Annotated in this window: 19 protein-coding genes, 2 tRNA genes, 1 other RNA gene and 1 pseudogene; 6 read left to right on the top strand and 17 right to left on the bottom strand. The window is 74.1% G+C overall.

The genetic code is table 11. From position 1 onward, the window contains the following. The gene (locus tag ABD990_RS24860; RefSeq protein ID WP_345383155.1) at positions 1–2,346 is read right to left on the bottom strand and encodes a CHAT domain-containing protein; all 2,346 of its coding nucleotides are present in this window, start codon (positions 2,344–2,346) and stop codon (positions 1–3) included. An 86-nt stretch (positions 2,347–2,432) separates the two neighbouring features. Between ABD990_RS24860 and ABD990_RS24855 the strand changes: the two genes are divergently transcribed. Continuing rightward, positions 2,433–3,770 carry a S8 family serine peptidase gene (locus tag ABD990_RS24855; RefSeq protein ID WP_345383154.1) on the top strand — a complete coding sequence of 446 codons (1,338 nt, stop codon included), beginning with the start codon at positions 2,433–2,435 and terminating at the stop codon, positions 3,768–3,770. An 18-nt stretch (positions 3,771–3,788) separates the two neighbouring features. On the opposite strand, the gene ABD990_RS24850 is transcribed toward ABD990_RS24855, so the two are convergent. The 9 genes from ABD990_RS24850 to ABD990_RS24810 all read right to left on the bottom strand — a co-directional run bounded on the left by ABD990_RS24850 (position 3,789) and on the right by ABD990_RS24810 (position 12,048). After that, a complete protein-coding gene (locus ABD990_RS24850) occupies positions 3,789–4,238 on the bottom strand; it encodes a hypothetical protein (protein ID WP_345383153.1) in 450 nt (149 codons plus the stop codon). After that, a complete protein-coding gene (locus ABD990_RS24845) occupies positions 4,231–4,788 on the bottom strand; it encodes an RNA polymerase sigma factor (protein ID WP_345383152.1) in 558 nt (185 codons plus the stop codon). Before ABD990_RS24845 ends, ABD990_RS24850 begins: the two co-directional genes overlap by 8 nt. A 191-nt stretch (positions 4,789–4,979) precedes the next feature. Further along, a complete protein-coding gene (locus ABD990_RS24840; RefSeq protein ID WP_345383151.1) occupies positions 4,980–6,125 on the bottom strand; it encodes an ABC transporter ATP-binding protein in 1,146 nt (381 codons plus the stop codon). Next, positions 6,122–7,120: an ABC transporter ATP-binding protein gene (locus ABD990_RS24835; protein ID WP_345383150.1), complete on the bottom strand. Its 999-nt coding sequence runs from the start codon at positions 7,118–7,120 to the stop codon at positions 6,122–6,124. Before ABD990_RS24835 ends, ABD990_RS24840 begins: the two co-directional genes overlap by 4 nt. After that, positions 7,120–8,046: an ABC transporter permease gene (locus tag ABD990_RS24830; RefSeq protein ID WP_345383149.1), complete on the bottom strand. Its 927-nt coding sequence runs from the start codon at positions 8,044–8,046 to the stop codon at positions 7,120–7,122. Before ABD990_RS24830 ends, ABD990_RS24835 begins: the two co-directional genes overlap by 1 nt. After that, entirely contained in the window at positions 8,043–9,047 is a 1,005-nt protein-coding gene (locus tag ABD990_RS24825) for an ABC transporter permease (protein WP_345383148.1), read from the bottom strand. The genes ABD990_RS24830 and ABD990_RS24825 overlap by 4 nt, the downstream gene beginning before the upstream one ends. Positions 9,048–9,114: 67 nt before the next feature. Further along, a complete protein-coding gene (locus ABD990_RS24820) occupies positions 9,115–10,764 on the bottom strand; it encodes an ABC transporter substrate-binding protein (RefSeq protein WP_345383147.1) in 1,650 nt (549 codons plus the stop codon). A 205-nt stretch (positions 10,765–10,969) separates the two neighbouring features. After that, positions 10,970–11,155 (bottom strand): DUF397 domain-containing protein, encoded by a 186-nt coding sequence (locus ABD990_RS24815; RefSeq protein ID WP_345383146.1) that lies wholly within the window; start codon positions 11,153–11,155, stop codon positions 10,970–10,972. Between the two features lie 11 nt (positions 11,156–11,166). Then, complete coding sequence (locus ABD990_RS24810) at positions 11,167–12,048, bottom strand: helix-turn-helix domain-containing protein (RefSeq protein WP_345383145.1); 882 nt, start codon at positions 12,046–12,048, stop codon at positions 11,167–11,169. A 390-nt stretch (positions 12,049–12,438) separates the two neighbouring features. On the opposite strand from ABD990_RS24810, the gene ABD990_RS24805 reads away from it, so the two are divergent. Then, positions 12,439–12,636, top strand: a complete 198-nt coding sequence (locus tag ABD990_RS24805) for a hypothetical protein (RefSeq protein WP_345383144.1) — start codon at positions 12,439–12,441, stop codon at positions 12,634–12,636. A gap of 282 nt (positions 12,637–12,918) precedes the next feature. Continuing rightward, entirely contained in the window at positions 12,919–13,734 is an 816-nt protein-coding gene (locus ABD990_RS24800; protein WP_345383143.1) for an alpha/beta fold hydrolase, read from the top strand. On the opposite strand, the gene recR is transcribed toward ABD990_RS24800, so the two are convergent. Together recR and ABD990_RS24790 are read right to left on the bottom strand one after the other, a co-directional pair. Beyond that, complete coding sequence (gene recR / locus ABD990_RS24795) at positions 13,735–14,355, bottom strand: recombination mediator RecR (RefSeq protein ID WP_345383142.1); 621 nt, start codon at positions 14,353–14,355, stop codon at positions 13,735–13,737. It abuts the gene before it with no gap. Between the two features lies 1 nt (position 14,356). After that, positions 14,357–14,701 (bottom strand): YbaB/EbfC family nucleoid-associated protein, encoded by a 345-nt coding sequence (locus ABD990_RS24790; protein WP_345383196.1) that lies wholly within the window; start codon positions 14,699–14,701, stop codon positions 14,357–14,359. Positions 14,702–14,770: 69 nt separating this feature from the next. Between ABD990_RS24790 and ABD990_RS24785 the strand changes: the two genes are divergently transcribed. Both ABD990_RS24785 and ABD990_RS24780 read left to right on the top strand, forming a co-directional pair. Then, positions 14,771–15,565, top strand: a complete 795-nt coding sequence (locus tag ABD990_RS24785; RefSeq protein WP_345383141.1) for an N-acetylmuramoyl-L-alanine amidase — start codon at positions 14,771–14,773, stop codon at positions 15,563–15,565. 21 nt (positions 15,566–15,586) lie between these two features. After that, complete coding sequence (locus ABD990_RS24780; RefSeq protein ID WP_345383140.1) at positions 15,587–17,302, top strand: S9 family peptidase; 1,716 nt, start codon at positions 15,587–15,589, stop codon at positions 17,300–17,302. 2,154 nt (positions 17,303–19,456) lie between these two features. Here ABD990_RS24780 and ABD990_RS34555 read toward each other — a convergent pair. Further along, positions 19,457–21,154, bottom strand: a pseudogene (locus ABD990_RS34555) (DNA polymerase III subunit gamma and tau); the annotation flags it as partial. Between the two features lie 62 nt (positions 21,155–21,216). Continuing rightward, positions 21,217–21,311: signal recognition particle sRNA small type (ffs, locus tag ABD990_RS24770), an RNA gene on the bottom strand. Positions 21,312–21,385: 74 nt separating this feature from the next. On the opposite strand from ffs, the gene ABD990_RS24765 reads away from it, so the two are divergent. Continuing rightward, positions 21,386–21,473, top strand: a tRNA-Ser gene (locus ABD990_RS24765). 71 nt (positions 21,474–21,544) lie between these two features. On the opposite strand, the gene ABD990_RS24760 is transcribed toward ABD990_RS24765, so the two are convergent. The 3 genes from ABD990_RS24760 to ABD990_RS24750 form a co-directional block, all read right to left on the bottom strand. Further along, positions 21,545–22,519, bottom strand: coding sequence for an ornithine cyclodeaminase family protein (locus tag ABD990_RS24760; protein WP_345383138.1), 975 nt, complete (start codon positions 22,517–22,519; stop codon positions 21,545–21,547). Positions 22,520–22,606: 87 nt separating this feature from the next. Further along, positions 22,607–22,694, bottom strand: a tRNA-Ser gene (locus tag ABD990_RS24755). Between the two features lie 35 nt (positions 22,695–22,729). Continuing rightward, positions 22,730–23,197, bottom strand: coding sequence for a nucleoside deaminase (locus ABD990_RS24750; protein ID WP_345383137.1), 468 nt, complete (start codon positions 23,195–23,197; stop codon positions 22,730–22,732). Positions 23,198–23,203 lie beyond the last annotated feature (6 nt).

Here is a 23,203-nt window from a genome sequence, read left to right as displayed (position 1 = left end):
TCACCCTCGACCGGGACGCCCGCCGCGGACTGGCAGGCGGCGAGGACGGCCCGCCGCGGTGCGGCCCCGGTCGTCGAGCTGGTGCAGCGTCAGGTCGCCGTCGGCCAGCCGGAGCGCGGAGAAGATCGGGTTGTCCGTCCGCAGCAGACCGTGGCAGGCGAGGTGCACGAGATCCGCTCCACCGAGCGCCTCGGCGACCGCGCCGACCGTCGCGGATGGCGGGACGAGCACTCCTGCAGCCGGATGTTCCGCAGCCAGCGCACGGACCTCCGCGTCGGCGCCGGGCAGGCCGGGGCCCACGACGAGGACGGTGGACCCTCCGGCCGGCCCGCTGCGGGCTGTCCGGGCCCACAGCGACATGGAGGGGGCGACGGCGGTCGGCCCCGGATGGAGCGCGGACCACGGCACGTCGCGCGTGACCGGATCGGGGATCACCACGAGCGGATCGCGCGGGTCCACACCGAGCGGCGTGACCAGGACCGCCCGGAGTCGGTGGAGCGTGTGCTGGGCGGCCGCGCGCGCCGCGACGTGGGCCGTGCGCCCGCGAGCGGGTCGGCACAGCCGACGGAGAGCGGACCCGAGCGCTTCCGTCTCGATCTGGATCTCGCGGGGGTCGCCGAGGTGGACGAGCCTGGTCCGCCGCGCCTCGAGCACGACGGCGAAGACCCGCTCGCCGTCCGTGCCGTACCCGACCAACGGCCGGCCTCCGAGCAGCCGGCGGACCTCCGGCACCCCGACGGGTGTGGATCGGCTCGGGTGCCCGCCGGGGACGCGCCAGGCGGCTCGCCGCACTCGGCTCTCCAGCTCGCTCTGCTCGGCCAGCAGCGCCATCGGCTCCGGCTCCCCCTCGCGGCGGAGCCGGGCCAACTCGGCCTGCACCGCGGCGAGCGCAGCCTGGTGCGGGGCGATCGCCTCGCCGGACGGTGGCGCCGACGTCAGCAGGGCGGCGGCCCGGGTGCGCTCCAGCCAGGCCAGCACGTCGGCCGGGGAGGCCGAGCGCAGGAGGGCGCCCAGCCCGAGCCGGCCCAACTCGGCGCCGTGCCCGGTGGCCAGGGCCCGCAGCTCCGTCGAGCCCAGGGTGTCCCGGTGCCGGCCGAGGTCGGTCAGCCCGGCGCGGGCGTGCCGGACGACCCCGCCGTCGTCCCCCACCGCCGCGGCCGCGTGCGCGCCCGCGACCCGGCCCTGCAGCCGCACCAGCACCGCACCCCGCCGCGCCCCGTCGCGCGCGGCCACGAGGTGATCGACGGCGGCCCGCTTCCGGCCCAGCGCCAGCGCGACCCGCCCCGCCACCAGGTGGGCGTCGACCACGGAGGACCGCTGGCTCCCGCGTTCCAGCTCCCGGACGGCGCGACGGGCCGCGGAGAGCTCCGCCGGGCCGGCTCGTCCGGACTCGAGGAGCACGGCGATCCGCGTGATCTCGGCACGTGCCACCCAACCAGGGCGTCGCTGCGCGCGGAACTCCGCGGCGGCGGCCGCCGCCGGGCCGAGCGCCGATTCCGGGTCCCGGCTGCGGGCCGCGACCTGCGCGAGGCGCAGCAGCGCCTCGGCACCCATCAACCCGACCCCGCCCTCCCGCAGCGCGGCTCCGGCCCGCTCGGCCAGCGCCCGCGCCTCCGCCGTCAACCGAAGGTCGAGCAGCGTGTCCAGCTGCTCGAGGTAGAGCTCGGCCGGGGCCAGCCCCACCTCCCGGTAGCGCCTCTCGGCGCGGTCGAACTGCCGCAGGCTCTCCGCGAGCAGGCCTGCGCGGGCGAGCACCCAGCCGCGGCTGCAGGCCACCAACGCGCCGAGCGCCGGACCGGCCAGCGCCTCGGCGCGGTCGAGAAGCTCCAGCGCCGTGTCCGGCCGGGCGAGCTGGGCCTCCAGCAGGGCGAGGTTGTTGGTGACCTTGGCCTCGGTCTCCCGGGACGTCCGGGAGTCGGCGAGGATCCGTCGGCAGACGCGGGCCGCCTCGCGCAGCCGCCCGACGTTGTAGAGGACGGAGGCCCGCTGCAGCTCGAGCTCCGGGTCACCGCCCGGCCCGGCCCGCTCCGCCGCGTCGAGATCCCGGGCCGCCGCCCCGAACCGGCCACGCTCCAGCTGGACGACCGCCCGGGACACGAGCACCTCGTGCAGTCGCTCGGGCAGACCGGCCGCGCGGGCCAGCCGGACGGCCTCGTCGAGCAACCGCTTCGCGCCGTCGTGTGCCATCCGCGAGCGCTCGTAGACGGCCTGTGCACGGAGCGCCACCACCAGCGCCTCCCGCGCCACCGCGTGCCGTCTCGCCTCCGCCACGAGCGTCGTCGCCGCGGGGCCCACCGACCCCGGGTCCGCCACGACGTCCGCGTGCAGGCTCTCGGCACGTATCACGAGTTCCGCTGGCCCGTCCTGATTCATGACACCGCCTGCCCCCGGGGTGGAGGCAGGATAACGACGGCCCGTACGCGGAGGCATCGATGCGATTGGGTAACCACGATCCGCGCTGGTTCGACGGCGAGTTCGTCGTCCGTGAGGAGGAGGTGGCGTTCGAGCGTTCAGCGGACCAGCGGCTGGAGGACCGCAAGGGGGTGACGGCGCAGGCCGCCTACTTCACCGATGCCGGTGTCGGTGCCTACCAGGCCGCGCTGCTGCGCGAGATCAACGAGCGCGCCGGGCGGCGGGACGAGGGCCAGGTCGCCTGCACCGTCTGCCGTGGCGGCCGCGAGGTCCTCGCCGCGCCCGACGAGCTGCTGCTGCGCAGTGAGCAGCTCACCCCGGAGACCACCGTCGTGTTGATGAGCCTCGGGTTCGCCGCCGACCGCGCCGGGACGGTGCTCGGCGGCCGGGTGGCCGTGGTCCGCGCCCTGGAGCCGGTGCCCCCCGAGCGGCTCGACGAGACGCTGCTGGTCCTGCAGGCACGCGGGGTGCAGGCGTCCCTGAACCACCTCACCCCGCTCGGTCCGTGGGCGAAGGGCCAGGGCGGCCCGGAGCCGACCGAGGGCGGGGTCAGGTGGGAACCCGACGCCGTCGACGGCCCACCGTTGGTGGCCGTGGTCGACACCGGGGTCTCCGTCGCCGAACGTCAGGACAAGTGGCTGGCAGGTCTGGCCGACACCGACAACACCGACCCGCTGGACGTGTTCGGGGGCGACGGCAGACTCGACTTCGCCGCGGGCCACGGAACCTTTGCGACGGGAATCGTCCAGCAGGTGGCGGGCGCAGCGCCGGTCCGGGTGTACCGGGCGCTCAACTCGGACGGCATCGGCACGGAGGTCGACGTCGCGAGCGCGGTCCTGAAGGCGGCCGATGACGGCGCGAAGATCATAAATCTGTCGCTGGGCACGCGCACCCTCGACGACCAGCCGCCCGTTGCCATCGACGTCGCGCTGGAGCACCTCCCCGCCGACGTCGTCGTGGTGGCCGCCGCCGGCAACTACGGCGACGAACGGCCGGTCTGGCCCGCCGCGTTCAGCCGCGTCGTGTCGGTCGCCGCGCTGACCGCGACCGGCCAGGGCGCGTCCTGGTCCACCCGCGGGTTCTGGGTGGACCTCTCGGTGGTGGGCGAGGGGATCGTGTCCACGTACGTCAAGGGCACCGAGTCGGCGATCATCGACCCGTTCCCGGACACCTTCGATCCGGCCGGTTGGGCCGTGTGGAGCGGAACCTCGTTCGCCGCCCCGCAGATCTCGGGCCTGCTCGCCCGGCTCGTGCTCGGTCGCGGGGTGTCCGCGCAGGAGGCGCTGCGCGCGATCACCGCTGCCGGTATCCGGCGACCCGACTACGGTCGCGCCCTGCGCATCCTGCCCGGCACGTGAGCGATCGGACCGCCCCGTTCAGATGGCGAGCGGGGCGGTCCGCACCGGATCGGAGCCGGGCACCCTGACCGCGAGCGCGACCGGCACCCGTGCTTCCGGCAGATCGACGGCGAACCTGCCCAGCTCGTCGGCCGGCACGGTCACCGTCCGATCACCCACGACGACGTCGACGTCGGCGGGGGTCGGCGGGGCGAGACGGCCGACCAGGCGACGGCGGTCCGCACTCGGGAGGACCTCGATCTCGATCTCGAGGTCCTCCGACTCGAACGCCAGGGCGCGCGGGCCGTGGCCCGACCGGACGGCGGCCTGCTCGTCGTCGAGCAGGGAGTCGAAGGTCAGCGCCGCCAGCTCGCTGTCGATCGTGCGCCAGGTCAGCAGCCCCTTCGCCGCGTCGACCACCTCGCGCGGGGCGCGCAGCTCGGGGAAGGCGGCGACCAGCTCGGCGGCCGTCGCATCGGGGTCACTCATCACGGTCGACCTCGTCCGCGAGCAACGCACGAAGCCGCTGGAGGCAGCGCGCCCGGGTCGGGCCGATGCTGCCGATCGGCATCTCCAGCATGCGCGCCACCTGCGTGTACGGCAGAGCCAGGATGACGACGAGCTCGAGCAGTCGGGCACACCGCTCGGGAAGCCGGCCGAAGGCCTGCCGCACGACCCGAGCCCGTTCCCCGACGAGGGCGCGTTCCTCCGGCCCGGGATCGACCGCACCGGCATCCAGGTCCGCGGTCGACTCCGTGGGCACCTCCTTGGCGACCCGTCGGGAAACGCGCCAGGCCTCCCGGCGCGCGGTCGTCGCGAGCCAGCCGCCGAGGGCCTCCGGCTCCCGGAGCCGCCCCAGGTTCTCGACCAGACGGAGGAAGGTCATCTGCACGGCCTCGCCGGCATCGGGCCGGCTCAGTCCCTGGCGCAGCGCGACCGACCAGACCAGGGAGGAGAAGGATTCGACGAGCTGATGCCACGCCGCCTCCTCGCCACCGGCAGCCCGGTGCACCACTGCCGCGACGTCGCCCTGGTCCACGCTCGACCGGCCTCCCCCACCCGTGATGGCGAGGACTCAACCTAGCCGACCGGCCCTGGCCCATGACACACCTTCCGCAGCGTTCTCGGGGTGAGGAGGCACGACGATCGGCTTCGGATACGCGGCCGGCCGAGGCTCGCCAGGTGGTGAGTGGCGGCTGCCGCCCTCGCGGCAGCCGCCACTCTCGCGGGTCAGCGGCCGAGGATCTCCGTCACCGAACCGGCGTGCTCCGGGGTTCCGACGGCGAGGTTCGCGGCCTCGTCGACCATCGTCGCGTCGACCTCGTGCGGTCGGATCCGGCCGTCCCGGATCTGCTCGGCCCAGTGGCAGGCCACCCGGTGCCCTGACGCCGCGCCCTCGAGCTGCCGCAGTGCGGGCCGCTCGGTGTCGCACCGCTCGGCCTGCTTCCACGGGCAGCGGGTGTGGAACCGGCAGCCGCTCGGCGGCGCGGCCGGCGAGGGCAGGTCACCGGCCAGCAGGATCCGCTCCCGCCGGTCCTCGGCCTCCGGGTCCGGCAGCGGCACCGCGGACAGCAGCGCCCGGGTGTAGGGGTGCTGCGGGTCGGCGTAGAGATCCGTCGACGGCGCCTCCTCGACGATCCCGCCCAGGTACATCACGCCCACCCGGTCGCTGACGTGCCGGACCACCGCCAGGTCGTGCGCGATGACCAGGTAGGTCAGCCCGAGCTCGCGCTGCAGCCGGGACAGCAGGTTGAGCACCTGGGCCTGCACCGACACGTCGAGCGCGGACACCGGCTCGTCGGCCACGATCAGGTCGGGCTCCACGCACAGCGCCCGCGCGATCCCGATCCGCTGCCGCTGCCCGCCGGAGAACTCGTGCGGGTAGCGGCGCAGCGCCCCCTTCGGCAGCCCGACGGCGTCGACCAGCTCCTGCAGCCGCTTCCGGTCGGCCTCGGGGCCCTTCGACAGCCCGTGCGCCTTCATGCCCTCGGTGAGCAGCGACTCCACGGACTGGCGCGGGTCCAGGCTCGACATGGGGTCCTGGAACACCATCTGGAACCGCCGCCGCGCCTTCCGCAGCTCCTCACCGCGCAGTCCGGCGATGTCCCGGCCGTCGAACCGGACCTCGCCGCGCGTGGGCTCGGTCAGCTTGAGGATCGCCCGGCCCAGCGTCGACTTGCCGCAGCCCGACTCGCCGACCAGCCCGTACGTCTCGCCGCGGCGCACGGTGAGCGAGACGCCGTCGACGGCGTACACGTGTCCCACCGTCCGGCCCCGGAACACGCCCTGGGTGATCGGGAAGTGGACGGCGAGGTCCTCGACCTCCAGCAGCGCCGGGGCGGCGCCGTTCGTCGCGGGGTCCGCGTGCTCGCTCATACCGCTCCCTCCGCGTCGGGCACGGGGTTGTGGCAGCGCAGGACCCGGGTCCCGGTCTCCTCCGCCGCCGGGGTCACCCGGGCGCAGACCTCGAGGGCTCGCGGGCAGCGCGGGGTGAACGCGCACGCCCCGCCGTCCGGCGACGCCCAGGGCATATTGTCGTTGACCGAGCCGCTGATCGCGGCGAGGTCCTCCCCCGGCGCCCCGTCGAGCCGCGGGATCGAGCCCAGCAGCCCGTGCGTGTACGGGTGCCGCGGGCTGCGGAAGAGCTCGTGCCGGTCCGCGCGCTCCACGATCCGGCCCGCGTAGAGGACGTTGACCCGGTCGCACAGCCCGGCGACGACGCCGAGGTCGTGCGTGATCATCACCAGCGCGGTCCCGGTCTCCGCGACGAGCTGCTTGAGCAGGTCGAGGATCTGGGCCTGGATGGTGACGTCGAGCGCGGTCGTCGGCTCGTCGGCGATCAGCAGCCGGGGCGTGCAGGCCAGCGCGATCGCGATCAGCGCACGCTGCCGCATGCCGCCGGACATCTGGTGCGGGTACGAGTCCAGCCGCCGGCGCGGGTCGGGGATGCCGACGCGCTCCAGCAGCTCCGCGGCCTCCCGGCGCGCGGCGTCCTTCTTCATCCCGCGGTGCCGGGTGAGCACCTCCGTGACCTGCAGGCCCACCGGGATCACCGGGTTCAACGAGGACAGCGGGTCCTGGAAGATCATCGACAGGTCGCGCCCGCGGCGCTCGCGCATCGCGGAGTCCGACAGGGCCAGCAGGTCCTCGCCGTCCATCCGGATCGAGCCGGTGACCCGGTTGCCCCGCTCGGGCAGCAGCCGCATCACCGCCAGCGAGGTCACCGACTTGCCGCAGCCGGACTCGCCGACCAGCCCGACGATCTCGCCGGGCCGCACGTCGAAGCTCACCCCGTCGACGGCGACCGTGTCGGGCTCGCCGCGCCGGGTGAACGCCACCCGGAGGTCCTCGACCTCCAGCAACGGGGTCATCAGCGCCGTCCCTTCGGGTCGAGCGCCTCGCGCAGGGCCTCGCCGAGCAGCGTGAACCCGAGCGCGACCAGGATGATCGCGATCGCGGGCCAGAACGCCAGCGCGGGCCGGACGTCGAGGTAGGCCTGGGCGTTGGCGAGCATGAGCCCCCATTCGGCGCGGGCCGGGTCGCCGTCGCCCAGCCCGAGGAAGGACAGCGCGGCCGCGTCGAGGATCGACGTCGCCAGGGTCAGCGTGGCCTGCACGATCACCGGCCCCATCGCGTTGGGCAGCATGTGGCGCAGCACGATGGCCCGCCGCGGCACCCCGAGCGAGGTGGCCGCGAGGACGTGGTCGCTCTCCCGCTGCGCGAGCATCGAGCCGCGCAGCAGCCGGGCGAAGATCGGCACGCTGACCAGGGCGACGGCGATGATGACCGTCGTCTGGCTGGGCCGGGCCGCCAGCGCCGCGATCGAGATCGCCAGCAGCAGCGACGGGATGGACAGCAGCACGTCCGTGACCCGCATGAGCACCGTGTCGACCCAACCGCCGAAGGCGCCCGCGAGCGCACCGATCAGCACGCCGAAGACGAGTCCGATCAGTGTGGCGAGCACGCCGACCAGCAGGGTCTGCCGGGAGGCCAGGATCATCCGGGAGAAGAAGTCCCGGCCGTTCTGGTCCGAGCCCAGCGGGAAGCCCGGCTGCGCGCCCGGGATGGAGTCCGGCCGCAGCGTGCGCTGCAGCTCGGGGAAGGCGGTCGCGGCGTCGTGCGGGGCGATCCACGGCGCGAGGATCGAGACCAGCACGAACAGGGCGACGATCACCGCCCCGACGATCGCGACCGGGTTGCGGCGCAGGCGGAGGAAGGCGTCGGCGGTGAGGCTGCGCCCGCTCGCCTCGGCGAGCTCGTCGACGCGCCGGCGGCGGCGTTCCAGGAGGGAGGTCATCGCACCCTCACCCTCGGGTCGATGATCGCGTACGAGAGATCGACCAGCAGGTTCACGATGACGTAGACCAGCGCGCCGAGCAGCACCACGGCCTGCAGCCGGGGGTAGTCGCGGCGCTCGATCGCCTGCGCGAGCAGGGTGCCGAGGCCGCCCCACACGAAGACCTTCTCGGTGAGCACCGCGCCCGCCAGCAGCAGGCCGGTCTGCAGGCCGATGGTCGTCGAGACCGGCAGCAGCGCGTTGCGCAGCACGTGCCGCTCGCGGACGGTCCGCGGGGCGAGGCCCTTCGAGTTGGCCGTGCGCACGAAGTCCGAGCCCATGACGTCGAGCACGGAGGCCCGGGTGATCCGCACGATCACCGCGAGCGGGATCGTGGCCAGGGCGACCGCGGGCAGCACCAGGTGCACGAGGGCGTCCCAGCTGGCGTCGAACTCGCGGGTGAGCAGGCCGTCGAGCACGGCGAAGCCGGTGACGTGCGTGGCGTCGATGTCCACGGCCTGCCGGCCCGAGGGCGGGAACCAGCCGAGGTCCACGGCGAAGAACTGCTTGAGCAGGTAGCCGAGGAAGAAGACGGGGACCGCGACGCCGACGAGCGTCGCGATCACGGTGGTGGTGTCGAGCGGGCGGCCGCGGTAGCGGGCCGCCACGTAGCCGAGCGGGATCCCCAGCACCACGGCCAGGAGGAGCGCGGCGATCGAGAGCTCGATGGTCGCGGGGAGGGCCCGGGCGATCTCGGTGGTGACCGGTTCGCCGGTGACCAGGGAGTTGCCGAAGTCGCCGGTCACGGCGCGGCCGAGGAAGCGGAAGTACTGGACGGGGATGGGCTGGTCGAGCCCGAGCACGGTGTTGAGCTGGGCGATCTTCTCCGGGGTCGCCTTGTCGCCGAGCAGCGCGGCCGCCGGCCCGCCGGGCAGCGAGCGCAGCCAGGCGAACAGCAGGACGGACAGCAGCAGGAGCGTCGGGACGACCTGGATCAACCGCCGCACGATGAAGCGCAGCATGGCGGGTCCTTCCACACCGCGGGCCGGCGGCGCCGGGTGGGCGCCGCCGGCCGCACGGTGACGGGCGTCAGCTCTGGGTCTTGCTGACGGTGTTGAAGCGCTCGTCGGTCAGCGGGCTGGGCACCAGGCCCTGGATCGCGCCGGAGACGACGATCGCGGGCGGGCTGCTGCTGATCGGCACGGCCGGCAGGTACTTCGCCATCAGGTCGCGGTTGGCCTGCTCGTACGCCGCGGCGTGCTTGGCGGGGTCCGGCTCGGCGTCGGCCGCGTTGATCTGCGCGTACATGGCCGGGTCCTCCGGCCCGAACTCCGGCTTCTCGCGGCCGAAGAACGTGCCGATGAAGTTGCCGGCGTCGTTGTAGTCGCCGGTCCAGCCGAGCAGGTGGAGGTCCTGCTTGCCCGCGGTCTGGACGTCGTCCTTGAAGCCGCCGTTCCAGGGGCGCGGCACCGCGTTGACCGTGATCCCGACCTGCTTGAGGTTCTCCGAGATCAGCTGGAAGAGGTCGGTCGGGTTCGGCATGTAGGGCCGGGTGACCTCGGTCGGGTAGTAGAAGTTCAGCGTCAGGTTCGACGCCCCGGCCTGGGCCAGCAGGTCCTTCGCCTTCTGCGGGTCGTACGGGTACTGCTGGACGTCGTCGGCGTACCCGGCGACCGTCTTGGGCATGAACTGCGTCGCGACCTCGGCGCCCTCGGGGAGCTTGGTCTGCACCAGCGCCTGCCGGTCGATCGCGTAGGCCAGCGCCTGGCGCACCCGAATGTCCTTGAGCGCCGGGTTGTTCTTGGTGTTGATGCCCATGTACAGCACGTTGAACGGCTGGCGGATCAGCACCTGCTGGCCTGCCTGCTTGAGCGCGTTGTAGTCCGCGGGCGACGGGTAGTCGTAGCCGTCGATCGTGCCGGCGGTGAGCTCCTGCTTGCGGGCGTTCTCGTCCGGGATGATCTTGAAGACGAGCTTGTCCAGCTTGGCCTTCTCACCCCAGTACTCGTCGTTGCGGACCAGGGTGATCGTGTTCGCGGTGCGGTCGTAGCTCTCGAACCTGAACGCGCCGGTGCCGGTCGGGTGGTCCGTGGCGTAGGCGGGGTAGGAGAACGAGTCGCCGCTCTGGGTGACGTTGTCCGCGTCGTACTGCTGCAGCGCGGCCGGGCTGGAGATCGACAGCGAGGTCAGGCCGAAGGCCGCGGGGAAGGCGCCCTTGTACTTGCTCAGGGAGACGGTCGCCTTGTCGCCGTTCGCCTGGCAGGACTGGTAGATCCCGCCGGAGTTCCGGAAGCCCTCGAAGACGTCCGCGTAGTAGATCATGTTGCTCTGCGCGGCCTCGCTGGTCGTGTTGGCCCAGCGGTCGAAGTTGGTGCACACGGCGGCGGCGTCGAGCGGGGTCCCGTCGTGGAACTTCACTCCCTGGCGGATCGTGAAGGTCCACTGCTTGCCGTCGGGGCTGGACGACCACTCGGTCGCCAGGCCCGGCGCGAGGTCCGTGGTGCCCGGCTTGTACGTGACCAGCGTGTCGTACATCTGACGGATCGGGCGGAAGCTCTCGCCGTCGTCGTTGAAGATCGGGTCGAAGTTCTTCGGCGCGCCGGCGGCACCGAAGACCATCGTCCCGCCGGTCGCACCGGCCTGCGTGCCACCACCTCGTTCGGAGGTCGCGCACGCGGCGAGCGAGACGGTGAGCACGCCAGCGGCAACGGTGGCGAGCAGACGTCGTGTGGTGGGCATTCTCAGGGCACCTCGAGGTCGTCGGGGTTCGAGCGATGCCCGGAGACGCTAGTCAAGAGGTTTACCCGTCGGTAGCCCGCAACGTCACAGTTGGGGCACAGCTACCTCAAACGAACCTCAAATGCGTGAGGTGGGCGTAACACTCTCACGCTCCGTGGCGCGAGACCGCCCGAGCGGGTGAAGCGGTCCGCAGTGGAGGGTCCGATCAGGACGGGTCGAACTCGCCCGCCTTGACGCCCGCCACGAACGCCGCCCACTCCTCGCGGGTGAAGGCGAGCGGCGACTGCTCGCGGTTCTTGCTGTCCCGCACCAGGAACTCGCCCGACGCCGACCGTCCGATCTCGACACAGTCGCCGAGACTGCAGAAACTGCTGGTCCTGAACTCGGTCAACGCCCGTCCCTTCATGCCGTGTGGCGGCGAAGATAGCGGACCAGCAACTCCCTGGAGGCGATGGGGTCGAGGGCACGCGCGGACACGTCGGCGTGAATCTCCTTGTAGAGCTTCACGTCCGCCGGCGAGTCCAGATAGGAGTCCCCGGCCGCGCCCTCGATGTAGACGACGTCCGCCAGCCGGTCCCGCAGCTCCAGCACCGTGAAGGGCCCGGCGAGGGCCCGGTGCAGGCCGGCGTCGAACGGGAGGACGCGGACGTCGACGTTGGCCCGCTCGCCCAGCTCGAGGAGGATCCGGAGCTGGCGCCCCATGACCTCGCGGTCCCCGACCTGCCGGTTCAGCAGGGCCTCGTCCAGGACCGCGGCGAGCCGCAGCGGCTCCTCCTCGCGCAGCAGGGCGCGCTGCCGCTGCATCCTGATCTCCACGAGCCGCTCGATCTCCGCCGCGCTGTGGTGCGGCAGCATCTCCGCCATCAGCAGCGTGGCGTACTCGCGGGTCTGCAGCAGGCCGTGCAGGAAGGTCGTGGTGAACGGCCGCACCACGACCGCCTCGGTCTCCAGCGCCGGGTAGCGCCCGGGCGAGTCGAGCACGAACCGCTCCGGGTGCACGCCCTCGACGTACGGCTCCCACCACCCCTGCGTCCGGCCCTCGCGGACCAGCCGGCGCAGCATGTCCTGCTCGGCGTCCGAGGTCACGCCGTAGATCCGGATGAGCTCGTTGACGTCCGGCAGCTTGGGGATGCCCTTGCCCGTCTCCAACCTGCTGATCTTCGAGGTGGAGCAGGTCAGCCGCTCGGCGACCTCCTCGAGGGTCATGTCCGCGTTGAGCCGCAGCCGGCGCAGCTCCGCGCCCAGCCGCCGCCGCGGTCCCGCCGGTCCCTGTTGTGGCGCCATCTCCCTCACCGTCCCGGGTCACCGTCCGGAGCCGACCGGATGCTCCGAGCAGGTGATTCGCAGGTGACGCCCCCCATGCAATTGCACAGTGGGCTGTCCTCCGGCAATCTAAGCACAGCTGGACCCCGAGTGGTTCGCGTCACCTCCACCCGGGGTCCCCGAGGGAAGGAGGACGCCCGTGCTCCCCACGACCGGCTCGCGCCCCGCCCCTCGCACCCGCCGCGCTCCCGCGCCCGTCCCCCTCGTCGGGGACCCCACGACACCCGGCGCCCGCCGGGCAGGAATCCGAAGGGAAGGTGTGACACCGATGATCCACGTCCGAGCCGTTCGCACGCGTGCCGGATCGCCGTCCAGCAAGGTCGCCCGCCGTCGTTCGGGGAGGTGGTCACCGTGACCGTCCCGATCGCCATCGTCCTGGTCGGGCTGGGTGCCCTGGCCGTCATCGGCGTGGTCGTCGGCATCCTCGATGCCGCACAGGCCCGCGCCTGGCGGCGGGTCGCCGCCGAACGCCGTCGCAACTGGGAGATGCGCCAGGCCGCCACGGGCGGCCGGCCCTACGACTCCTGGGGTGACGACGACGGCGACTGAGAACCCGGCGGTCCCCGATCCGGGCCCCCGGACGAGGGGGAGTTCCGCCGATCCGGTTCACGTCTGCGCAGTGCCGGGGGGTTCCTGCGCACGGTGGTCCCGCGGCGGCGGGACCGGCACCCCCGTCGGCCCACCAGGAGGACGGTCCGTCCGGACGGACCGGTCGGGACCTCGGCCCGGCGTCGCGATCCGCGGCACCGGGCCTTTCTCGTGCACGCGGCGATGAGTTCTCGCGCCGCGCGCGGTCACCTCCGTGCCGGCCCGAACGACCAGGAGGCAATCATGACCGAAGTCCACACGCTCGACGTCCCCGGCGCACGCCTGCACTACGAGGTACGCGGATCCGGTCCGGTGCTGGTCGTGGTGGGGCAGCCGATGTCCGCGGCGCACCTGGCGTCGTTGGCCGAGGCCCTCGCCGCCCACCACACCGTCGTCACCACCGATCCGCGCGGGATCGCGAACAGCCCGCTCGAGGACCCCGAGCTCGACGTCCCGGTGGACCAGCGGGCGGACGACGTCGTCGCGATCCTCGACGACCTGGGCGCGGGCACCGCGGACCTGTTCGGCTCCAGCGGCGGCGCGGTCACCGGGCTCTCGCTGGTCACCCGGCACCCGGACCGGCTACGCACGCTCGTCGCCCACGAGCCGCCGCTGCTGGAGCTCCTCCCGGACCGGGAGGCGCAGCGGGCCGCGACGGACGACATCGTGGCGACCTTCCACGCCGAGGGCCCCGGCCCCGCCTTCGGGAAGTTCATGGCGCACGCGGGGTTCGTCGGCGGTGACGAGGGTGCCCCGGCCGGGCCGCCGCCCGGCCCGCCGCCGTCGGAGCAGGACATGCGCGACGCGGCCCGGTTTCTGGCGCACGACCTGCTGGTCACGACCCGGTACGTGCCGGACGTCGAGGCACTGCGCGCGGCGCCGACCCGGATCGTGATCGGGGTCGGTGAGGCCTCCGGACACCTGCTGACGCACCGGACGTCGACCGCCCTGGCCGAGGAGCTCGGGGTGGCGCCGACCTTCTTCCCGGGCGACCACGGCGGCTTCCTCGACGACCCGGCCGGGTTCGCCGAGGTGCTGACGAAGGTGCTGGCCGGCTGATCAGCTGAGGGCGCGGCGGCCCGCGAGGGCGCGGCCGAGGGTCATCTCGTCCGCGAACTCCAGGTCGCCGCCCATCGGCAGGCCCGAGGCCAGCCGCGTGACGCTCAGCCCCGGGAAGTCCTTGAGCAGCCGGACCAGGTAGGTCGCGGTCGCCTCGCCCTCGGTGTTCGGGTCCGTGGCGATGATGACCTCGCCGATCTCGCCCTCGTCCGTCGCCGGACCGGTCCCGCCCAGCCGCGCGAGCAGCTCGCGGATGCGCAGGGACTCCGGCCCGATGCCGCCGAGCGGGTCCAGCGCGCCGCCGAGCACGTGGTAGCGGCCCTTGAACTCGCGGGTGCGCTCGACGGCGAGGACGTCCTTCGGCTCCTCGACCACGCACACGACCGTGGGGTCGCGGCGGGCGTCGGAGCAGAAGCGGCAGCGCTCCTTCTCGGAGACGTTGCCGCACACCTCGCAGAACTGCACGCCCTGCTTGACCTTCTGCAGGACCTCCTGCAGCCGGGTGACGTCCGCGGCGTCGGCGGCGAGCAGGTGGAACGCGATCCGCTGCGCGCTCTTCGGACCGACGCCGGGCAGCCGGCCCAGCTCGTCGATCAGGTCCTGGACAGGTCCCTCGAACACGTCAGACGCCGGGGAGGCCGAATCCGCCGAGGTCGCCGAGGCCGCCGGTCAGCGGGCCCATCTTCTCGGCCTGCAGCTCCTGCGCGGCGCGCGCCGCGTCCTGGATGGCGCCGACCAGCAGGTCCTGCAGGGTCTCGACGTCCTCGGGGTCCACGATCTTCGGGTCGATCTCGACGCTGCGGACCTCGCCCGCCGCCGTCTGGGTGACGCGCACGAGCCCGTTGCCCGCCTGACCGGTCACCTCGGTCTCCGCGAGCTCCTGCTGCGCCGTCATGAGCTGTTCCTGCATCTTCTGCGCCTGCTGCAGGATCATCGACATGTCCGGCTGACCACCCGGTTGCACCAGAACACTCCTCGAGGTCTCGCCCGCGTGTGCGGGGTCGCGACCCAGGGTAGCCGTGACACGCTGTCGGCCGTGTCCGCCCCGCGTCGCGCCCTCGTCCTGACGCCGGCCCTGCTCCTGCTCGTCGCCTGCACGGCCGCCGGACCCGCGGCGCCCACCCCCTCCGTCGCCGTCCCGACCAGCAGTGTGACCGGCTCGCCCGCCCCCTCGCCGCAGCGGACCGTCGTCCTCGACCCGGGGCACAACGGCGGCAACGCCTCCGCCCGCGCCGCGGTCACCCGCCAGGTCCCGGACGGCCGCGGCGGCACCAAGGCCTGCAACACCACCGGCACCTCCACGGACGCCGGCTACCCCGAGCATGCCTTCACCTGGGACCTGGCCGCGCGGGTCCGCGCGCACCTCGAGGCGGACGGCGTGGCCGTCGTGCTCACCCGGACCTCCGACGACGGCGTGGGGCCCTGCGTCGACGAACGCGGGAAGGCGGGCCAGGAGGCCGGCGCGGACCTGCTGGTCTCGCTGCACGCCGACGGAGCCGCGGCCACCGGGCGCGGCTTCCACGTCGCCTACTCCTCACCGCCGCTCAACGAGGCACAGTCCGGCCCCGCCCTCGACCTCGCCCGCGACCTGCGCGACGCGCTGCGCGCCGGCGGCTTCCCGACCAGCGACTACATCGGCCGCGACGGCCTGTCGCCGCGCTCCGACCTCGGCGGGCTGAACTTCGCCACGGTGCCCGCCGCGCTGGTGGAGTGCGCGAACATGCGCAACCCCGGGGAGGCGGCCGTGGTCTCGTCGGCCGACGGCCGGGAGCGTTACGCGACCGCGATCGCCACCGGGATCCGGCGGTTCCTCGCCGGGCTGCCCGGCTGATCCTTTCGTAAGGTCGCCGCGGTGCACGCCGAACAGCTCCTCGCGCTCCCCACCTGGCGGGCCTTCGACGTCGACGACAGCGGCCGCGTCCTGGCCGGCGGCGACGCCTCGGGCTCCGTGCAACTCGTCGAGCTCGCCCCGGACGGCACCGCGACCCCGCTCACCGCGTTCGACGGCCCGTGCCGCGGGCGGTACCTGCCCGGCGAGCGCCGGGTCGTCGTCGAGCACGACCGGGACGGCGACGAGCGGCTCCAGCTCAGCCTGCTCGACCTCGGCTCGGGCGAGCTCACACCGCTGGTCGACGACCCGGAGCACGTGAACCTGCTGCTCACGGTCCTGCCCGGGCGGGTGGTCTACATGACGAACCGGGCCGACGGCGTCGGGTTCGACCTCGTGATCCACGGTGTCGAGGCCGGGGCCGAGGAGGCCGTGCTCACCGGCTGCGGGCCGATCGGCGAGGTGGCGGCCGACGCCGAGGGGCGCCGGCTCCTGGTGACCGTGCCCGGCGAGGCGGCGTCGACCGACCGCCTGCTCGCCGTCGACACGATGCCGGAGACCGAGGGCGAGCGCGTGCACGTGCTCGCCGAGGGCGCGCGGTTCCTGCGGCCGCAGTTCGTCGGCGACCGGGTGGTCGTGAGCACGGACTCGGGCCGGGACCGGATCGGCGTCGCGCTGCTCGGGGAGTCCTGGCTCGCCGCCGAGGACGACGCCGACCTCCTCGGTCTACTCACCCCGGACGGCGGCACGCTGCTGGTGGTGCGGTCGGCCGAGGGCGTCGACACCATCCGGCTGCACGACGCCGCGACCGGAGAGCCGTGGGCGACCGTCGCGCTGCCGGTCGACGGGGTCGTCACGCGGACGCCGCCGGTCTTCTCGCCGTCCGGGCGGTACGCGGCGCTGTCCTTCACCGCGCCGGACACACCGGGCGACGTCGTCCTGCTCGACCTCGCCTCCGGGCGGGCGTCGCCCCTGACCCGCACGGTGGCCGCCTGGGACGGACCGCCGTTCGTGCACCCCGTCGACGTGCGGGTGCCGACCTCGGACGGTGAGCAGGTGCCGTGCGCGGTGTACCGGCCCGCGACACCGGACGGCTCGGCGGTGATCGTGCTGCACGGCGGGCCGGAGAGCCAGGCGGTGCGCAGCTTCGACCCGGCGGTGCAGCTGCTCGTCGCCGCCGGGCACACCGTGCTGGTGCCGAACGTCCGCGGGTCCACCGGGTTCGGCAAGCGCTGGTACGCCGCCGACGACCGGGAGCGGCGGCTCGACGTCCTGCTCGACCTCGCCGCCCTGCACGACGCCCTGCCCGGACTCGGCTGCGACCCCGCCCGCGCCGCGCTGTGGGGGCGCTCGTACGGCGGGTACCTCGTGCTGCTGGGGCTGGCGTTCCAGCCGAAGCGGTGGGCGGCGGGGGTGGACATCGCCGGCATGTCCAGCCTGGTCACGTTCCTGGAGCACACCGCGCCGCACCGGCGGGCCTACCGGGCACGCGAGTACGGCGACGACCCGGCCCTCCTCGCCGCCGCGTCCCCGCTGACCCGGGTCGGCGAGATCCGGGCGCCGCTGCTCGTGGTGCACGGGCAGAACGACCCGCGGGTCCCGGTCTCCGAGGCGCGACAGGTCGCCGACGCCACGGGCGCCGAACTGCTGGTCTTCCCGGACGAGGGCCACGGCCCCGAGAAGCGGGCGAACAAGATCATCGCCTACTCGCGGGGGATGGAGCTGCTCTCGAGGTTGTGAGGGGCGGTGGAGGTGGGGCGCGGGTCGTGGGACGCGATGTGATCGACGGGCTCGCGGGGGGCAGCGCGGCTGACGGGGGCTCGCGGGGGCAGCGCGGCAGACGGGGTCGCGGGGAACAACACGGCAGACGGGGGCTCGAGGGGGACGACGCGGCAGACGGGTCCTCCGGGCGCGATGTCGATGTCCGTCCGGTGTACTCGGCCCTCGCAATGCGCGCGGATCCGCGTGCCGGTCCTGGTGTGATCGGTCCGAGCGTGACGCTGCAGCTGCACGTACAGCAGCCTTGTGCCACTCGCGCTGGTCCTCCGGCGGGTGATCGATCCGAGCGACACGCTGCCGCTTTCACACCAGCGCTCGCGTGACGCCCACAGTGATCATGGTGATCGTCCGGCGTCCTCGGCCCTCGCAATGCGCGCGGATCCGCGTGCCGGTCCTGTGATCGATCCGAGCGTGACGCTGCAGCTGCTCGTACAGCAGCCCTGTGCCACTCGCGCTGGTCCTCCGGCGGGTGATCGATCCGAGCGACACGCTGCTGCTTTGACACCAGCGTTCGGGTAACGCCCACAGTGATCATGACGATCGTCGGTGCACTCGGGCCTCGCAATGCGCGCGGATCCGCGTGCCGGTCCGGTGATCGATCCGAGCGTGACGCTGCAGCTGCTCGTACAGCAGCCCTGTTCCGCTCGCACTGATTCTCCGGCCGGTGATCGATCCGAGCGACACGCTGCTGCTCGGCGCGCCGCATCATCGTGACGCTCGGAATGATCATCGTGCACCGGGTGCTCGTCGCCTGTCCGTGTCGAGTGCCGAGTCGTGAACGCCTGGTCCTGTCGGGCTCGGGGGCCGCGAGCTCGTGCGGGTACCGGCGGGTCAGCGCTGGTCGAAGGCGCGGGCGCCGAGCTCCGAGGAGAGCAGTTCGATGGCAACCTCTTCCGGGTCGCGGCGCACGCTTCGCTCCGCACGGGAGGCGTCGGCCTCGGCGAACATCGCCTCCTCGTCGTCCGGCGGGGGCTCGTCGGCGGGCGGCTCGGGTGGCAGCGGGATGCCGTCCTCGGTGCCGCCGCGGGGACGCTCGGACCGTGAGGGTGCCGGGCGGCGCGGCTCGGGGCGTTCCTGCCGCGCCGGTTCCGGGCGGCTCGGGCGGTCCTCCGCCGGCTCCGGTGCCTCCCGCCGCGACGGGCGCTGGGGAGCGGACCGTTGCGACGCCTGCCGGGGCGGCGGCTGGGCGGGACCGCCACCGTCGCCCGTCTCACAGCGCACCCGCCACTGCACACCGAGCACGGCATGCAGGGCGGCGACGATCACGTCCGTGTTGCGCTGGTCCGACAGCCGGCGGGCCAGGGGTGGCGAGGCGATATTGAGGACCAGCGTGTCCTCCTGCACGGCGCGGACGGTCGCGTTGACCAGCAGCGCCTCCGTGCTGCGGCTGCGCTGGCGGGCGGCGGCCAGGATCTCCGACCACACGCGTCGGACCGCACTCGCGTCCAGGCCGTGGCCCGCGGTCGCGGCAGGCGGAGCGACGGGCTCCGCCGCGGCCGCCGGACGGCTCGTGGCCGGCGGCTGTGAAGGCGCATCGGCCCGGGCGGGCGCCTCGCGGCGCTGTCGGTCGTCACGACGTCCACCTGCCGGTGCATCGCCGCCGGCACCCGCACGACCGGGAGTCACATCCCCAGGAGCCACGCCGGCAGGAGCAGCGGAACCAGCACTCTCGCGATCGGGCCGCTGCTCACGGCCCGGAACCCGAACAGGCCCGGACGCCGCATCGTCGGAGCCGCCGCCGGCAGGAGCCTCGACAGGAGCACCGGCGTCCCCCCGACCAGGTGCATCGCCGCGGGCAGGAGCCTCGCCACGCCCGGGTGCCTCAGCCAGGAGAGCGGCGTCGCGGGCAGCGGTGCCCGCTGCACTACTCGCCTTTACGGGTGGGGTGCTGTCGCCCGGAGCAGCCGGGACTCCGGTCGACGGCGCGCGATCGTCGACCTCGGCCGGAGCGGGGGCATCGGAGCCCGCCGCGCCTTCCGGTTGACGACGGCCCTCGTCCACCTCCGACGGAGCGCTCTCCTGCGCGGCGCTCTGCGGCGCAGAACCCGGGCGCGCAGCGCTTTCCTGGGCGGCAGTCTGCGGCGCGGCACCCTGCGACGCGGCGGTCTGCGGCGCGGCACCCTGCGACGCGGCGGTCTGCGGCGCGGCACCCTGCGGCGCAGCACTCTGCGGCGCGGCACCCTGCGGCGCAGCACTCTGCGGCGCGGCACCCTGCGATGCAGCCCCCTGCGGTGCAGCGCCCTGCGGCGCGACGGGCTGCGGCGCAGCGGTCTGCGGTGCAGCCCCCTGCGCTGCGGCACCACCCTGCGGCGCGGCACCCTGCAATGCAGCGCCCTGCGGCGCGGCCCCCTGCGACTCGGCGCTCTCCGGCGCAGAGCCCTGGGGCGCAGAATTCTGCGACGCAGCGCTCTGCGAGGCGGCACCCTGCCGTGCACCACTCCCCCGCTCGGCCCGCGCCGTCGCACCCGCCGGTGCAGCGCCGTCCATCGTTCGCTGCGAGCGCCGGACGAACCGCGGCGCCCCGCCGGCGACCGCCTCGGCCCCGTCCGGTGCCACCGCACCACCGGGGCCCCCGCCCCCGGACACTCCGCCACTCGACGCCACACCGCCGGAGCCCACGCCGCCGGACACCCCGCCACCCGGCTCGGGCGCAATCGCCTGCCGACGCTCCACCCGCTCCAACCGCTCGAGCAGCCCGGCGTCCGACGTGGTGGCCGCGGGCAGCAGCATCCGCGCACACAGCAGTTCGAGCAGCAGGCGCGGCGCGGTGGCGCCGCGCATCTCGGTGAGCCCCGCGTGCACGATCTCGCCGTAGCGGGTCAGCGTGGCCGGGCCCAGCCGCGCGGCCTGCTCGATCATGCGGGACAACTCGTCGTCGGCCGCCTCGACCAGGCCCTGCTCGGCGGCCTCCGGCACGGCCTGCAGCAGCATCAGGTCCCGGAGCCGCTGGAGCAGGTCCGAGGCGAAGCGGCGGGGATCGTGGCCGGCCTCGACGAGCCGGTCCACGGCCTGGTAGACGGCGGCGCCGTCGTGCGCGCCGAGGGCGTCGACCACGTCGTCGATCAGGGCTACGTCCGTGACGCCGAGCAGCGCCACCGCGCGCTCGTACGTGACGCCCTCGGACCCGGCACCGGCGAGCAGCTGGTCGAGCACCGAGAGCGTGTCCCGCGCCGAGCCGCCGCCCGCGCGGATGACCAGCGGGTACACCGCCGGTTCGACGCGCACCCCCTCGTCCGCACAGATCCGTTCCAGGAGGGCGCGGAGCGTGCCGGGCGGGATCAGCCGGAACGGGTAGTGGTGCGTGCGCGACCGGATGGTGGGCAGCACCTTGTCCGGCTCGGTGGTCGCGAAGACGAAGACCAGGTGCTCCGGCGGCTCCTCGACGATCTTCAGCAGGGCGTTGAAGCCCTGCGTGGTGACCATGTGCGCCTCGTCGACGATGAAGACGCGGTAGCGCGACTCGGCCGGCGCGTAGAAGGCGCGGTCGCGGAGCTCGCGCGCGTCGTCCACACCGCCGTGGGATGCGGCGTCGAGCTCGACGACGTCGATGTTCCCCGGCCCCTCGGGCGCGAGCGCGATGCACGAGGCGCAGCGGCCGCACGGATCCGGGGTGGGCCCCTCCACGCAGTTGAGCGAGCGGGCCAGGATCCGCGCCGACGACGTCTTCCCGCAGCCCCGCGGACCGGAGAACAGGTAGGCGTGGTTGATCCGGCCGGCGGCGAGCGCCGTGCCCAGCGGCTCGGTGACGTGCTCCTGCCCCACCACCTCGGCGAACTTCGCCGGGCGGTACTTCCGGTAGAGAGCCAGCGCCACGCGAGCGAGGCTACCCACCACCCCCGACAGGTTTCGTGAGGGGCGGAGCGGAGGGGGAGAACGAAAGGGGACCCCGCGCACCCGCCAGAGCCCGCTGACCCTTGCTGCCTTCCGGCCCTGGGGGAGTTCACAGGATGGACGCCGCGCGGGGTCCGGTGCCGAGTGTAGCCGCATGCCGCGGGGAGGGTCCCGGGGCGGGGGTCGGAAATCGCGTCGCGTATCGTTCCCGCCGGAGGATTCGCCTAGTGGCCTAGGGCGCACGCTTGGAAAGCGTGTTGGGAGCAATCCCTCAGGGGTTCGAATCCCCTATCCTCCGCCACGACGGTACGAGCGCCGGGCCCAGGCCCGGCGTTCGTCGTTCTCGGCCCGGTCAGGTCGTCCCGGGGGCCGTCACAGCGCCAGCTCGACGCCGGCCCCGGTCCGCTCCGCCGCGGCCAGGACGACGGCCGCGGCCGCCGCGTCCTGCACCGCCACCCCCACCGACTTGTAGACCGTCGGCTGGTCGTCCGCGGTCCGGCCCGGCCGCAGGCCGCAGAGGATCTCCCCCAGCTCGTCGACGGCGTCCGGGTGGATCTTCCCCCGCGCGACGAGCTCGGCGAGGTCGTTCGAGCCGACGGGAAACGGCGCGAGGGCCGTCTCCCGGTGCTCGACCACGAGCTGCGACCGGGTGAGCAGGGCCGGGTCCACCTCGCGCCCCTCCGGGACGTAGCCGACGGAGACGACGTGCGCCCCGGGCGCCACCGACTCCAGGTCCACCAGCGGCCGGAGCGTGCTCGTCGCGGCGCAGACCACGTCGGCGTCCCGCAGCGCGCCGTCGATCGTGCAGCCCCGGGCCACGACGCCCTGCCGCGCGAGGTCCTCGACCAGGTCGGCGACCTTGTGGGGGTCGCGGCCGCCGACGCGGATCTCCTCGAACGGGCGCGTCGGCGCCACGAACAGGGCGTGCGACCGGGCCTGTGGGCCCGTCCCGAGGACGGCCAGGACGCGAGCGTCCGACCGGGCGAGGGCCCGCACGGAGAGGGCCGACGCCGCGGCGGTGCGGTCCGCGGTGACGACGTCGCCGTCCATGAGGGCGCGCAGGCTGCCGTCCTCGGGCGCGAACACGGCGATGACGGCCTGGTGCGAGGGCCGGTCCACCGCCCCGTTGCCCGGGTAGACGGTCAGCAACTTGGCGGCGACCACGCCGAGCGTCCCGCTGTAGGCGGGCATGGCGGCGAGCAGCCCGATCTCGCCGACCCGCGCGGCGACCCGCGGCGGGACGGACGCGCGGCCCGTGCTGAGGTCGATCATCGCGGTCGCGACCGCCTCGACCAACGCGTCCGGGTCGAGCAGGGCCCGGACGGCGGCTCGGTCGAGCAGGCGCATCGCACGATGATCCTGAGGGGCCGCCACGGCGTCAACGCCCGGGAACGACGAACGCCGGGGGGCCCTCGCGGGCCCGCCCGGCGGGTCTGGCGGTAGCGGTGGGATTTGAACCCACGGAGGCGTGAACCTCACGCGCTTTCGAGGCGCGCTCCTTCGGCCGCTCGGACACGCTACCGCCGACAAGGTTACAAGCCCTGCTTCCGCGTCCCGTCAGGCCCCCCGGTGCCCCGCGAAGAACGCCTCCAGGAGGGCCGCGGCCTCGGCGGCCCGGACCCCGCCCACCACCTCGGGACGGTGGCTGAGCCGGCGGTCGCGCAGGACATCCCACAACGACCCGGCCGCGCCGGTCTTGGGCTCCCACGCCCCGAACACCACCCGCTCCACGCGAGCGAGCCCGAGGGCTCCCGCGCACATCGTGCAGGGCTCGACGGTCACGGCCAGCGTGCATCCCTCGAGGCGCCACTCGCCGCGGACCCGGGCGGCCTCGCGCAGCGCGAGGATCTCGGCGTGCGCGGTCGGGTCACCCAGGGCCTCCCGGGCGTTCGCGGCGGCCGCCAGCTCACGACCCGCCGGGTCGACGACCACGGCGCCGATCGGCACGTCCCCGGTCCGCAGGGCACCGGCCGCGACCTCGAGGGCGCGGCCGAGCAGCACGTCGTCGGCCGGGGTGGGCAGCACCCGGCC

This window comes from Pseudonocardia yuanmonensis (assembly GCF_039542425.1).
In the GTDB taxonomy this organism is placed as follows: domain Bacteria; phylum Actinomycetota; class Actinomycetes; order Mycobacteriales; family Pseudonocardiaceae; genus Pseudonocardia; species Pseudonocardia yuanmonensis.
The sequence above is the reverse complement of the archived record's forward strand: the minus strand, read 5'-3'. Positions and strand labels throughout refer to the sequence as shown.

What these genes read in the sequence shown, in the direction of transcription:
- ABD990_RS24825 (WP_345383148.1), bottom strand. Translation starts at nt 9,047, where the DNA reads ATGCTGCGCTTCATCGTGCGGCGGTTGATCCAGGTCGTCCCGACGCTC.
- ABD990_RS24840 (WP_345383151.1), bottom strand. Translation starts at nt 6,125, where the DNA reads ATGAGCGAGCACGCGGACCCCGCGACGAACGGCGCCGCCCCGGCGCTG.
- ABD990_RS24820 (WP_345383147.1), bottom strand. Translation starts at nt 10,764, where the DNA reads ATGCCCACCACACGACGTCTGCTCGCCACCGTTGCCGCTGGCGTGCTC.
- ABD990_RS24830 (WP_345383149.1), bottom strand. Translation starts at nt 8,046, where the DNA reads ATGACCTCCCTCCTGGAACGCCGCCGCCGGCGCGTCGACGAGCTCGCC.
- ABD990_RS24855 (WP_345383154.1), top strand. Translation starts at nt 2,433, where the DNA reads ATGCGATTGGGTAACCACGATCCGCGCTGGTTCGACGGCGAGTTCGTC.
- ABD990_RS24835 (WP_345383150.1), bottom strand. Translation starts at nt 7,120, where the DNA reads ATGACCCCGTTGCTGGAGGTCGAGGACCTCCGGGTGGCGTTCACCCGG.
- ABD990_RS24810 (WP_345383145.1), bottom strand. Translation starts at nt 12,048, where the DNA reads ATGGCGCCACAACAGGGACCGGCGGGACCGCGGCGGCGGCTGGGCGCG.
- ABD990_RS24800 (WP_345383143.1), top strand. Translation starts at nt 12,919, where the DNA reads ATGACCGAAGTCCACACGCTCGACGTCCCCGGCGCACGCCTGCACTAC.
- ABD990_RS24850 (WP_345383153.1), bottom strand. Translation starts at nt 4,238, where the DNA reads ATGAGTGACCCCGATGCGACGGCCGCCGAGCTGGTCGCCGCCTTCCCC.
- ABD990_RS24760 (WP_345383138.1), bottom strand. Translation starts at nt 22,519, where the DNA reads ATGCGCCTGCTCGACCGAGCCGCCGTCCGGGCCCTGCTCGACCCGGAC.